Raw genomic sequence first — 12,103 nt, 5'->3', positions numbered from 1 at the left:
ATGGCGCTATTTTAACGCAAGATGCACTAAAAATTGTGATGAGAATCACATAAATGCCGGTTTTGATAAATAACTATTCACCGGTTATGCAATGTATTGCATAAGTATCATCCAGGCGCAGAGGTTGGCATGTAAATGAATTGCTAATGTTCGCGAGCCCTGAACACTTAATTTCAATGGCGCTCGGAAAGGAATAAAAAAAGCGGTCAAATAACCGGCTGCATAACGATCAAATAAATCTGTATTGTGTTATTTATGTTATCAACCTGCTTTATGCTGGATTGGGTAAAAATTCAAATATAATGGTTTTGTATTCACATGCGATTTTTGATGATTATCGTTATTTGTGACTCGCCTCAACAACGCAGGGTAAGATGAGGCGAGTGAACAGGGAGGCGATTGACCTTGAATACCCCAGAACAACGGCAGCAGATTGCGGATTTTATCGGTAAGCAACACGTCTTGACGCTGTGCGCCGGCGACGGCCTCGACATGTGGTGCGCCAACTGTTTTTACGTGTTCGACGCCGCGACGATGGCGCTGTGGCTGATGACCGAACCGCACACCCGCCACGGCGGGCTGATGCTGAACAACGGCCGGGTGGTCGGCACTATCGCGCCGAAGCCGAAAAGCATCGCGCTGATCCGTGGCGTGCAGTACCGCGCCGAGGCGGTGCTGCTGAGCGGCGAAGAGGCCGAGGCGGCGCGCGCGCGTTACTGCAAGCGTTTCCCGATCGCCAGGGCGATGAAGGCCTCGGTTTGGCGGCTGGATCTGCACGAGGTGAAGATGACCGACAACACCCTCGGCTTCGGCAAGAAGCTGCACTGGGCGCGGTCTATACTTTAAGTCGACGTATTGATTACAACGGGAGATCGCATGGCGCGAGCACTGTTAGTCGGCGCAACCGGGCTGGTGGGGCGCGAGTTGTTGCAGCGGTTGCAAAGCGATCCGCAGATAACGGCCATCGTGGCGCCGACGCGCACGCCGCTGCCGCCGCACGGCAAGCTGACCAACCCGGTCGGCGATGCGCTGTTCGAGCTGCTGAGCGGCCTGCAGCAACCGGTCGATCTGGTGTTCTGCTGCCTGGGCACCACCCGCCGGGCGGCGGGCAGCGCCGATGCCTTCCGCTACGTCGATTATCAACTGGTGGTGGAGAGCGCGCTGAGCGGCCGCCGCTTGGGGGCGCAGCACTGTCTGGTGGTGAGCGCGCTGGGCGCCAACGCGGATTCCACCTTCCTGTATAACCGCACCAAAGGCGAGATGGAGCAGGCGCTGCGCGAACAGCGCTGGCCGCGCCTGACGCTGGTGCGGCCTTCCATGCTGGTGGGGGATCGCCCGGCGCCGCGCCTGATGGAGCGCCTCACGTTGCCGCTGTTCAGGCTGCTGCCCGGCAAATGGCGGGCGGTCGCCGCCAAAGACGTGGCGCAGACGCTGTTGCAGCAGGCGTTCACGCCGGGTGAAGGGGTCAGGGTGCTGGAGTCGGACCGGCTGCACTGCTACCGAGGCTGACGCTGAGGTGGTCGAACGCCAGCTCCAGCCCGGCGGGCAGTTCGTGGTCCAGCAGCCACAGATCGAGATGATGGCTGATGTGCGTCAGCAGCGTGCGTTTGGGCTGCAGCAACCGCTGCGTCTCCTGCGCGCGGGTCAGATCGTTGTGGTTGCGCGGCGCCTGCGGCTGAGGCGGCAGGCTGCAGTCGAGCACCAGCAGATCCAGCGCCACGTTCTGCAGATAGCCGACGGTGGCCGGCGGCAGGCCGACGGTGTCGGTCAGGTAGGCCAGCGCAGCGCCCGCCGCCTGGATCAGATAGCCGTGGGTCAGTTTGGAGTGTTGCAGCGGCAGCGGGGTGATGCGCATGCCGCCCAGTTCGACGGTGGCGAAGGGCGCCAGCGGCGGCTGAAATGCCAAAATGCCGGGGTGTTTGAACAGGTCGTCGCAGCCCTGTTCATCCGGCGGGCCATATACCGGAATGGAATTTCCGCACCCCCAACGCAAAGGAAATAACCCCTGAACGTGATCCATGTGGTAATGTGTCAGTAAAAAACGTTGAATTTGCCCCGCCGAAAACCGCCGCTCCAAAGCCGGTAATCCCGCATCCAATAAGGTCGTTTCCCCCTGATAGTTGAGCATGGCGCTGCACGCCCGCCGCCGAAATGCCGGCTCGCGCCGCGCCCGTTGGCAGATAGGGCAGTCGCAGCCGAACACCGGCACCTGCTGCGCGCCGCCGGTGCCGAGAAAGGTCAGTTGCATCGCTCCCCTCCGTTAAAGGTACTTCTGCGCAAAGCGGTTGATGTCGCGAAAATCCGCCAGCCGCGCCTGCAGCGTGGCGTGATCCCAGTGCCACCACTGGCTGCGTTCGATACGCTCTATCAGCGCATCGTCAAAGCGCATGCCGATCTTTTTGGCCGCCACGCCGGCGACGATGCTGTAGGGTTCCACGTCTTTGGTGACCACCGCCGCGCTGCCGATCACCGCGCCGTTGCCGACGCTGACGCCCGGCATCAGAATGGCGTTATGGCCGATCCACACGTCGTGGCCGACGGTGACGTGGTGCTCGCGCCGCCAGTCGAAGAACGCTGCGTCATCTTCCCCCAGCCCGTATTCGGAGGCGCGGTAGGTAAAGTGGTGCTGCGCGATGCGCTGGTAGGTCGGGTGGTTGCCGGGATTGATGCGCGCATAGGAGGCGATGGAGACGAACTTGCCGATAGTGGCGTAAAAGATCTGGTTGTGCCCGGCGGTGTAGGAGTAGTCCCCCATCTCCACCTCTTCCAGGATCGCATCGTCGGCCAGATGCACATACTGGCCGAGCCGGGTGCGGTTAAGGGTCACGTTGTCGCCGATTTTCGGCTGGGCGAAGTCGTTCATGGCGTCGCGTCCTGAGTTTGTCGGGTAGAGGTCGGCAGCAGCGCCAGCAGCGCCGCCAGGGTGTCGTCGAGTGGGCCGTCGTTGTGCAGCACCCGGCAGCCGGCGGGCAGGCTCTGCTGATATTCCGCCGCCCGCGCCAGCCGCTGCTCGATCTGTTCGGCGCTTTCCCGCCCGCGATCCTGCAGGCGCTGGCGCAGGATCGCGGCGCTGACCTGCAGGCACACCGGCAGCAGCTGCGCCCCGTAGCGCTGCTGCGCCTGCGGCAGGTGGGCGCGTGAACCGTTGACCGCCACGTCGATCCCCTGCAGCAGCCAAAGATCCACCTCGATCCCGAACGCGTAGCGCTGCTGGTGGGCCTGCCAGTCGAGCGCGAACAGCCCCTTGGCGCGGCGGCGCAGAAATTCGGGTTCGCTCAGCGCGATGTGATTCTCGCAGCCGGCGTCCGCCGGCCGGGTGATGTAGCGGTGCGCCACCAGCGGCGCGCGGTCGGCGTCGGCCCGCAGCGCGGCCAGCAGGCTGTCCTTGCCTGCGCCGGAAGGCCCCATCAGATAGATGAGCCGCGCCATCAGAACACCTGCTTGCCCTGACGCCACACGTTCTGCACGTAAACGTGCTCGCCGTGCGGCCGTGCCAGCACCAGATCCGCCCGCAATCCTTCGGCGAGGGTGCCGCGATCCTGCAGATCCAGCGCCCGCGCCGGGTTGCGGGTGATCATACGCACCGCCTGGGGCAGATCGTAGGCGTTGCGCTCGTCCGCCGCGAGGCGAAACGCCGCGTCCAGCAGGCTGGCCGGGTAATAATCGGAAGAGAGAATATCCAGCACCCCCAGCGCCGCCAGGTGGTGCGCCGCCACGTTGCCGGAGTGGGAACCGCCACGCACGATGTTCGGTGCGCCCATCAGCACCTGCAGGCCCTGCTGGTGCGAGGCGCGGGCGGCCGCCTCGGTGGTGGGGAACTCGGCAATCGCGCTGCCCAGCGCGCAGGACTCGGCCACGTGCGCGGCGGTGGCGTCGTCATGGCTGGCCAGCGAGATGCGGCGCGCGCGGCAGTGGGCGGCGATCGCCTCGCGGTTCGGTGCGGCCCAGCGGGCGGACAGGGCGACCTGCTGCTCCTCGTACTCGCTCATCTGCTGGTCGTTGAGGTGGTATTTGCCCTGATAATATTCGCGATACTTTTCGCGCGAGGCGAACTGGCGCTGGCCCGGCGAGTGGTCCATCAGCGACACCAGCGACACGCCCGGCTTGTCCATCAGCTGTTCGAACAGCGGCAGGGTGCTCTCGTGCGGCAGCTCGCAGCGCAGGTGCAGCCGATGCTCGGCGCGGTTCACCCCGGCGCGCTGGCTGTGGATCACCGCGTCGATCATCTTCTGCAGGTTTTCCAGCCGGTGGCCGCCGTCGCGCACGTCGCCGATCGCCACCGCGTCCAGCACCGTGGTGATGCCGTTGGCCACCATCAGCGCATCGTGGCTGCTCATCGCCGAATGGGCCGGCCAGTCGACGTTCGGGCGCGGGGTAAAGAACTTGTCCAGGTTGTCGGTATGCAGCTCGATCAGCCCCGGCAGCAGCCAGCCGCCGTCGCCGTCCAGCGCCTGCGGCAGCCGGCTCGGGCCGTCGGCGAAGCTGCGGATCACGCCATCCTGCATCTCCAGCGAGCCTTGCACCACCTGGTCATCCAGCACCAGCTTAACGTTATTGACGATCATCAGAGGGCCTCCAGCGCCTGCGGCGCCTGCATGTCATAAAGCCGGTCGGCGACCTGTCGGCGGACGCCTTCATCGTGAAAAATGCCGACGATCGCCGCGCCGCGCGCCTTGGCGCGTTCGATAAGCTGCACCACCGCCGCGCTGTTGCGGCTGTCGAGCGAGGCGGTCGGTTCGTCCAGCAACAGGATCGGGTAATCGACGATAAAGCCGCGCGCGATGTTTACCCGCTGCTGTTCGCCGCCGGAGAAGGTGGACGGCGCCAGCGGCCACAGGCGCGGCGGCACGTTGAGCGCAGCGAGCAGCGCTTCGGCGCGTTCGCGGCACTCGGCGCGCTCGACGCCCTGTTCCAGCAAGGGTTGCATCACCACCTCCAGCGCGCTGATGCGCGGGATCACCCGCAGGAACTGGCTGACCCAGCCCAGCGTATGGCGGCGCACCGCCAGAATCTGGCGCGCATCGGCGCTGACCATGTCCAGCCAGTCGCCCTGGTGGTTGATCCAGATATGGCCGCTGTCCGGCAGGTAGTTGGCGTACAGCGAGCGCAGCAGGGTGGATTTGCCGCTGCCGGAGTGGCCGTGCAGCACCACGCATTCGCCGCCGTGGACCGTCAGGTTGGCGTCGTGCAGCACCGGCAGGCGGGTGCCGTATTGCTGATGCAGCACAAAGGTTTTACTGAGATGTTCAACTCGGATTTGCATAGTCATTTGTTATCGCCTTGGGTTACGACAGCACCGAAGAAACCAGCAGCTGGGTGTAGGGGTGGTGAGGATCGTCCAGCACCCGGTCGGTCAGGCCGCTCTCCACCACTTCGCCCTGTTTCATCACCAGCAGGCGGTGGGCCAGCAGCCGCGCCACGCCGAGATCGTGAGTGACGATCACCGCCGCCAGCTGCATCTCCACCACCAGGTTGCGCAGCAGATCGAGCAGGCGCGCCTGCACCGACACGTCCAGCCCGCCGGTCGGTTCATCCATAAACACCAGCCTGGGGTGGGTGACCAGATTGCGGGCGATCTGCAGCCGCTGCTGCATGCCGCCGGAGAAGGTGGTCGGCAGATCGTCGAGGCGCGACAGCGGGATTTCGACGTCTTCCAGCCACTGGCCGGCCTGGCGGCGAATGTCGCCATAGTGGCGTTGGCCGATGGCCATCAGCCGCTCGCCGATGTTGCCGCCGGCGGAGACCTGCGGCCGCAGCCCGTCGAGCGGGTGCTGGTGCACCACGCCCCAGTCGGTGCGCAGCAGGCGGCGGCGATCGCTCTCCGCCATGGCGTACAGGTCGTGCTCCTGCTCCGCCTGCGGGCGGTAAAGGATCTGCCCGCGCTGCGGCGCCAGCCGCGCCGAGATTGACTTCAGCAGCGTGGTTTTGCCGGAGCCGGATTCGCCGACGATGCCCAGCACTTCACCGGGGTAGATGTCGAACGACACGTCGCTGAAGCCCTTGCCGGGGGCGTACAGGTGGGTGAGCCGGTTCACCGACAGCAGCGGGGTGGTGCTCAAAAGGGTGGAAGTCATCAGTGCTGCGCCTCTTGCGAAGATTGCGCCAGCTGCTGCCGGCAGTAGTCGGTGTCCGAACAGACGAACATGCGGTTGCCCCGATCGTCGAGCACCACCTCGTCCAGGTAGCTGTGGCGCGAGCCGCACAGCGCGCAGGGTTCGTCCCACTGCTGCACGCTGAATGGATGGTCGTCGAAGTCCAGGCTCTCCACCTTGGTGAATGGCGGCAGGGCGTAGATGCGTTTCTCGCGCCCGGCGCCGAACAGCTGCAGCGCCGGCATCATGTGCATTTTCGGGTTGTCGAATTTCGGGATCGGTGACGGATCCATCACGTAGCGATCGTTGACCTTAACCGGGTAGGCGTAGGTGGTGGCGATATGGCCGTAGCGCGCGATGTCCTCATACAGCTTCACCTGCATCACGCCGTACTCCTCCAGCGCGTGCATTTTGCGGGTCTCGGTTTCGCGCGGTTCGATAAAGCGCAGCGGCTCCGGGATCGGCACCTGATAGATCAGGATCTGGTCTTCGCGCAGCGCGGTTTCCGGAATTCGGTGACGGGTCTGGATCAGCGTAGCCTCCGGCGTGCGCTCGGTGGTTTCCACCCCGGCGACGCGCTGGAAGAAGCGGCGGATCGACACCGCGTTAGTGGTGTCGTCGGCCCCTTGGTCTATCACCTTCAGCACGTCGGCGCGGCCGATGACGCTGGCGGTGAGCTGAATGCCGCCGGTGCCCCAGCCGTAGGGCATCGGCATCTCGCGGCCGCCAAACGGCACCTGATAGCCGGGGATCGCCACCGCCTTCAGGATGGCGCGGCGGATCATGCGCTTGGTCTGTTCGTCCAGATAACCGAGGTTATAGCCGGTCAATACTTCACTCATCGCGGGCCTCCTGACGCTCGCTGTATTCCTGTCGCAGCCGCTTGAGCAGCTCCAGTTCGGCCTGGAAGTCGACGTAGTGCGGCAGCTTGAGATGGGAGACGAAGCCGGCGGCCTCGACGTTGTCGGCGTGGGCCAGCACGAACTCTTCGTCCTGCGCCGGGCCGGCGACGCCTTCGCCGTAGTCCGGGCTCTGCAATGCGCGGTCCACCAGCGCCATCGCCATCGCCTTGCGTTCGGCGCGGCCGAACACCAGCCCGTAACCGCGGGTGAAGTGCGGCGGGTGGTCTTTTGGATCGACGAAGCCGTTGACCATTTCGCACTCGGTCAGCAGGATTTCGCCGATATCGATGGCGAAACCGAGCTCTTCAGGCACGATCTCCACCGAAACGTGGCCGGTGCGGATCTCGCCGGCGAACGGGTGGTTGCGGCCGTAGCCGCGCTGGGTGGCATAGCCGAGCGCCAGCAGAAAACCTTCGTCGCCGCGCACCAGCTGCTGCAGGCGCGCCGAGCGCGAGCAGGGGTAAACCGGCGGGTTGCGGGTGATGTCGTCCGGCGCGCTGCCGTCGTCCTGTTCCTCCCGCGCCAGCTGCTGGCGACACAACAGATCGAACACGTGGCTGCAGTTGTCCGGCAGCGGTTCGTCGGCCTGCGGCGCACGCGGCGCCTCGCCTTCTGCCAGCAGCGCGAAGTCCAGCAGCCGGTGGGTGTAGTCGTAGGTCGGCCCCAGTACCTGCCCGCCGGGCAAGTCCTTGTAAACCGCCGAGATGCGCCGCTCCAGCCGCATGTTTTCGCTGGCCAGCGGCTCGCTGACCGCCAGGCGCGGCAGGGTGGTGCGATAGGCGCGCAGCAGGAAGATCGCCTCTACCAGATCGCCACTGGCCTGTTTGATGGCCAGCGCCGCCAGCTCGCGATCGTAGATGCCGCCTTCGGTCATCACCCGATCCACCGCCAGCCCCAGCTGCTGTTCGATTTGTTCCGCGCCGATCGCCGGCAGCGCCTCGTCGCCGCGCCGCAGCTGTTCCTGCAGCTGATGGGCGGCCTCAATGGCTTTTTCGCCCCCTTTTACCGCTACGTACATCAGCACACCTCCACGCGGGTGGTCCGCGGGATCGCCAGCAGGCGATCGCCGCAGGTCAGCAAAATATCCAGCCCCAGCGGGAAGCGCTGCGGACGATTGACCAGATAATCCAGCAGCGCCGGCGGCAGGCGTGGCGCTATCAGGCGTTGGCTCTCGATGCCGGGGCCGGTCAGGCGCAGCGCGGCGCCGTTCTCCAGCTCGGCGAGCTGCACGATGACCGTGGCGCCGCATTCCGGCGAGATTTCAGTGCCGTGCGGCAACGCCTGCAGATCGGCGGCCTGAACGTGCTCATCGAACAGGGCAAAGCAGACCTCCTGCGCCGTGGCGGCCAGCGGCGCGCCGCTGTGAAAACGAATGTTTGTTAGCACTTGCTTACTTTTAAGCGCCGCGCACAGCTGCAGCGGCGTTTCCTGATCGGCCAGCGTCAGCAGCGCGGCGGTGCTGGCGGCGTTCAGCGGCGCCCAGGCCGGGCCGGCCGGCAGCGTCACCCGGTGGCCCGGTTCGCTCAAGGCTTTAAGAATCAAACGGAAAGCGTGCTGCGATTGGTCTATCGGTTGTTCAAAACCGGTCAATAAACTCATGGCTTAATCCCCTCGCACCAGCGTAAAGAAGTCCACCCGGCTGGCGGCGATCGCCCGGGCGCGCAGTTGGCGCTGTTCGTGCTGCAGCGCGGCCAGCGGCGCGATCAGCTGTTGTTGCAGGCGTTCGCCGTGTTCCGGCTGTTGCAGCAGCGCATCGGCCAGCGCGCACAGCTCGGCGTGCGCCTTGTCGCGCCCGGCGATATAGCTGTAGCCGTAGCCGCCGTTGTCCAGCTGCACCACCGCGCGGGTGACGGTCATGTCCCCCAGCACGAAGCGGCGGCCGGTGGCGCCCATGCGCCCCTGCAGCTGGGCCAGGCCGATCTCCGGCGCGCGGATGCTGCGGTAACCCGGGCTGAGGTTCAGCGCCTGCCAGTGGCTGCGCAGCTGCTCGGGCCGGCTGTGCGCCAGCACCGACATCCAGCGTTGTCTCGACTCTAAGGCGTGCATTCAGTGCTCCATCGTCAGTTCAATCATGTCGGCGCGGGCCAGGCTGACGGAGTATTCCGCCACGTCTTCGCCGCCGCTGCGGACGTTAAGGGTGCGCACGCACAGCAGTGGCGCGTGGGTGGCGATCTCCAGCAGCCGGCTCTCTTTGGCCTGCGCGCGGCGTGCGCTGATGCGCGTCTGGCGGCGGGTCAGCGGCTGCTGGAGGTGCTGTTCGATAAACTGGTGCAGCGAACCGCTGTGGAACTGCTGCAGCGCCGGCCACCAGTCCAGATCGGGCAGATAGTGGTCGATCACGCTCATCGGCACGCCGTTGACCCGGCGCAGGGTGCGCAGGTGGATCACCATTTCGCCTTCTTCACGCGAGAGCGCGCTGGCGACATGCCCATTGCACGGGCGCAAGACAGCGAGTAAGCGCTCACTGGTGGGATGGCTGCCCTGCTCGAACAGGTTCTGGCTGAAGCGGGTGTTGGCGTGCAGCGGGTAGTCGTAAGGCCGCATCAACACCAGAATGCCGACGCCGTGGCGGCGCTGCAGCCAGCCGCGCTCCACCAGCTGATCCACCGCGCGGCGCAGGGTGTGGCGATTGACCTGATAACGCTCGGCCAACTGCTGTTCCGAAGGCAGGTAGTCGCCACAGCGGTACTGCGTGCGCAGCTCCTGTTCCAGCTGCGCGGCGATCTGCTGATAGCGGGTGGGGTAAGTGGTCGGATGTCTAGATAACTCCATCATAATAAAAACCTCGTCATACCGATGGCTGTGCGATGAAGGCGGAAGCGGTGCGTTTCATCGTGCGTCTATCCTGTGGTTTTCAAGTTGGCATCATGGTGACGGGCGCAGATGACAATCGCGTTACGCCTCGGTGGCGAACAGATGAACTATTTAGGACAGCCCGAACGTGCACGGGCGGCGGCGGCGCGCTATGCTGGCGCCACTGTTGACTGACTCTGGCCGCTACCATGCCGCAACCTTTGAATGCCCCTGAACCCGCCCCACGCGCCTGGCCGCTGTGGAAACCGATCCTGTTTCTGCTGGTGGTGGCCGTCGGCCTCTACTACGTCAAATGGCAGCCTTACTACGGCAAGGCGTTCGTGGCGGCGGACAGCCACTCGATCGGCAAATCGATCCTGGCCGACGGCGCCGCGAGTCCCTGGCTGGCGGCCTGGCAGTACGCGCTGGTCTACTTCACCGCGGTGTGGAAGGCGGCGCTGCTCGGGGTGCTGTTAGGTTCGCTGGTGCAGGTGCTGATCCCGCGCGACTGGCTGGCGCGCACGCTCGGCCACCGGCGTTTTTCCGGCACCGTGCTGGGGGCGCTGATCGCGCTGCCGGGCATGATGTGCACCTGCTGCGCCGCACCGGTTGCCGCCGGCCTGCGCCGCCAGTCGGTATCCAGCGGTGCCGCGCTGGCCTTTTGGCTCGCCAACCCGGTGTTGAACCCGGCGACGCTGGTGTTTATGGGGTTTGTGCTCGGTTGGCCGTTCGCCGCCATCCGTCTGGTGGCGGGCGTGGTGATGGTGTTGGGCATCGCCTGGCTGGTGCAGCGCGTGACCGCCAACGATCCGAAGCCCGCCGCGCCGCAGCCGCCGGTGATGACGGCGCAGAACGACGAGCAGCCGTTCCTCGCCCGCTGGGGCAAAGCGCTGTGGGCGCTGTTTTGGTCGACCATCCCGATCTACGTGCTGGCGGTGCTGGCGCTGGGGGCGGCGCGCGTCTGGCTGTTCCCGCACGCCGACGGCGCCGTCGACAATAGCCTGCTGTGGATCATCGCGCTGGCGATCGTCGGCTGCCTGTTCGTTATCCCCACCGCGGCGGAAATCCCGATCGTGCAGACCATGATGCTGGCGGGTATGGGCGCAGGCCCGGCGCTGGCGCTGCTGATGACCCTGCCGGCGGTTAGCCTGCCTTCGCTGCTGATGCTCAACAAAGCTTTCTCCGCCCGGGCGCTGTGCCTGACGGCGGCGCTGGTAGCGCTGTGCGGCGCACTGACCGGCGTGGTGGGGATGGGGTTGGTGTAACTGATTCGTGACCCGATGCTATCTCAAGGAGGAGATGGCAATGGAACAGCGGAATAAATCTGAAATGGACGTAGAGGCGATGTTGCTGGAGCAGTCGCTGCGTGAAAGGGTGGATGCCGACCTTGAACGCTTAAGAAACGGTACCGCGGTTTATCTCAGCCATTCGGAGGCAGAAAAACGAATGGCTTTATTCAAGGAGAAAATCCGGAAGCGTTATCGAGGATGATGTTGAGCTGTGCTAGCTCACTACTGGACTTACAGTGTCTAGGGGCGCTGTTGGTCGGCTTTGAGCGAGAAGCCGACATTTACATATTTGTTCCAGTGGCCAAATTTAGTGCACTACTACAGTATCGATTGACACCTATCCTTTAAATCTGGTCGGCCTATGCATAAACAATCGATTTTTGAAGTCAAGATTAGGGCAGCTCTTCCCGATTAACCAATGGAACGCTGTAATCAGGTCGAATACTCTTTGAACCCGGCATAGCTCGCATCTCTTGCGGGAAATGCCAGATATTAAAATCCTTATTCGGGAATGTATCGTAATGGAAAAAATCCCAGCCAAGCAGAGCAGCCATACGTTCAAAGGCAAGCTCCTTAGCCACTGATAGTTCTAGCCGAGGATTAAGGTACTTCAAGTACCCAGAGTTCACAGCTCCGGTCAGAATGTCGACAACTTGTAATCCAAGATGATGCTTAGAGTCGTGCATCGTCACAGACTTAACCAGCTTCTTCATCCCTGCCCTAGCCAGCATGTTGTTAGCAACAATACCTGTCACTTCATCGTTCTTTTTGTATTTATCAATCTTCTGGTCGATGATCACCTCAACATCACTCTTAATCTGCTTAGCAACGTTCTTAACGAGCATTGTGTACGTCTGGTAAAAAGCTAACTCCCTGTCTGTCTTCCAGTTGTTGTAAATGTGACCTGCCCCCAAGATTAGATACAACCTTCAGTTAGTAATGTCAGTTGGTTTTTCTTCATATTTCCCGTTTCGCCAGTCCGCTGCAAATTCAGCTGGCGTCTGGTAATCCAGCGATGAATGTGGAC

15 protein-coding genes and 1 pseudogene are annotated in these 12,103 nt (G+C 63.6%); 4 read left to right on the top strand and 12 right to left on the bottom strand.

All coding sequences use genetic code 11. The annotated features are described in order from the left end of the window. The first annotated feature begins 405 nt into the window (after positions 1 to 405). Complete coding sequence (locus GT753_RS22325; RefSeq protein WP_015376428.1) at positions 406 to 846, top strand: YhbP family protein; 441 nt, start codon at positions 406 to 408, stop codon at positions 844 to 846. A 30-nt stretch (positions 847 to 876) separates the two neighbouring features. Further along, on the top strand, positions 877 to 1,509 hold the full coding sequence (locus GT753_RS22320; RefSeq protein WP_160125965.1) for an NAD(P)H-binding protein: 633 nt from the start codon (positions 877 to 879) through the stop codon (positions 1,507 to 1,509). Here the strand turns inward: GT753_RS22320 and phnP are convergent. From phnP to phnF, 11 genes are read right to left on the bottom strand one after another with little or no spacing between them, the layout of a single operon-like run. Further along, positions 1,466 to 2,248 (bottom strand): phosphonate metabolism protein PhnP, encoded by a 783-nt coding sequence (phnP, locus tag GT753_RS22315; RefSeq protein WP_015376430.1) that lies wholly within the window; start codon positions 2,246 to 2,248, stop codon positions 1,466 to 1,468. The two genes, GT753_RS22320 and phnP, sit on opposite strands and share 44 nt — an antisense overlap. A 12-nt stretch (positions 2,249 to 2,260) precedes the next feature. Then, entirely contained in the window at positions 2,261 to 2,863 is a 603-nt protein-coding gene (locus GT753_RS22310; protein WP_015376431.1) for a DapH/DapD/GlmU-related protein, read from the bottom strand. After that, a complete protein-coding gene (phnN, locus tag GT753_RS22305) occupies positions 2,860 to 3,429 on the bottom strand; it encodes a ribose 1,5-bisphosphokinase (RefSeq protein ID WP_021504235.1) in 570 nt (189 codons plus the stop codon). The genes GT753_RS22310 and phnN overlap by 4 nt, the downstream gene beginning before the upstream one ends. After that, positions 3,429 to 4,565 carry an alpha-D-ribose 1-methylphosphonate 5-triphosphate diphosphatase gene (gene phnM, locus GT753_RS22300; RefSeq protein WP_160125964.1) on the bottom strand — a complete coding sequence of 379 codons (1,137 nt, stop codon included), beginning with the start codon at positions 4,563 to 4,565 and terminating at the stop codon, positions 3,429 to 3,431. Before phnM ends, phnN begins: the two co-directional genes overlap by 1 nt. Continuing rightward, on the bottom strand, positions 4,565 to 5,269 hold the full coding sequence (phnL, locus tag GT753_RS22295; protein ID WP_033631640.1) for a phosphonate C-P lyase system protein PhnL: 705 nt from the start codon (positions 5,267 to 5,269) through the stop codon (positions 4,565 to 4,567). Before phnL ends, phnM begins: the two co-directional genes overlap by 1 nt. Positions 5,270 to 5,285: 16 nt before the next feature. After that, on the bottom strand, positions 5,286 to 6,074 hold the full coding sequence (gene phnK / locus GT753_RS22290) for a phosphonate C-P lyase system protein PhnK (RefSeq protein WP_160125963.1): 789 nt from the start codon (positions 6,072 to 6,074) through the stop codon (positions 5,286 to 5,288). After that, positions 6,074 to 6,934, bottom strand: coding sequence for an alpha-D-ribose 1-methylphosphonate 5-phosphate C-P-lyase PhnJ (locus GT753_RS22285; protein ID WP_004933420.1), 861 nt, complete (start codon positions 6,932 to 6,934; stop codon positions 6,074 to 6,076). Before GT753_RS22285 ends, phnK begins: the two co-directional genes overlap by 1 nt. Continuing rightward, entirely contained in the window at positions 6,927 to 8,012 is a 1,086-nt protein-coding gene (locus tag GT753_RS22280) for a carbon-phosphorus lyase complex subunit PhnI (protein WP_021504231.1), read from the bottom strand. The genes GT753_RS22285 and GT753_RS22280 overlap by 8 nt, the downstream gene beginning before the upstream one ends. Further along, positions 8,012 to 8,593, bottom strand: a complete 582-nt coding sequence (gene phnH / locus GT753_RS22275) for a phosphonate C-P lyase system protein PhnH (RefSeq protein WP_160125962.1) — start codon at positions 8,591 to 8,593, stop codon at positions 8,012 to 8,014. Before phnH ends, GT753_RS22280 begins: the two co-directional genes overlap by 1 nt. Before the next feature lie 3 nt (positions 8,594 to 8,596). Next, positions 8,597 to 9,040 (bottom strand): phosphonate C-P lyase system protein PhnG, encoded by a 444-nt coding sequence (gene phnG / locus GT753_RS22270; RefSeq protein WP_016929298.1) that lies wholly within the window; start codon positions 9,038 to 9,040, stop codon positions 8,597 to 8,599. Beyond that, a complete protein-coding gene (phnF, locus tag GT753_RS22265; RefSeq protein ID WP_015376439.1) occupies positions 9,041 to 9,769 on the bottom strand; it encodes a phosphonate metabolism transcriptional regulator PhnF in 729 nt (242 codons plus the stop codon). It lies immediately after the preceding gene. Positions 9,770 to 9,996: 227 nt separating this feature from the next. Here phnF and GT753_RS22260 point away from each other — a divergent pair, with 227 nt between their 5' ends. Then, positions 9,997 to 11,052: a permease gene (locus tag GT753_RS22260; protein ID WP_160125961.1), complete on the top strand. Its 1,056-nt coding sequence runs from the start codon at positions 9,997 to 9,999 to the stop codon at positions 11,050 to 11,052. Positions 11,053 to 11,092: 40 nt separating this feature from the next. After that, positions 11,093 to 11,278 (top strand): hypothetical protein, encoded by a 186-nt coding sequence (locus tag GT753_RS22255; RefSeq protein WP_160125960.1) that lies wholly within the window; start codon positions 11,093 to 11,095, stop codon positions 11,276 to 11,278. A gap of 190 nt (positions 11,279 to 11,468) precedes the next feature. Here GT753_RS22255 and GT753_RS22250 read toward each other — a convergent pair. Further along, a pseudogene (locus GT753_RS22250) lies at positions 11,469 to 11,978 on the bottom strand (DUF3800 domain-containing protein); the annotation flags it as partial. Between the last annotated feature and the right edge of the window lie 125 nt (positions 11,979 to 12,103).

The sequence above is a fragment of the Serratia sp. Z4 genome, assembly GCF_009900725.1.
Lineage (GTDB): Bacteria > Pseudomonadota > Gammaproteobacteria > Enterobacterales > Enterobacteriaceae > Serratia > Serratia nematodiphila.
The sequence above is the reverse complement of the archived record's forward strand: the minus strand, read 5'-3'. Positions and strand labels throughout refer to the sequence as shown.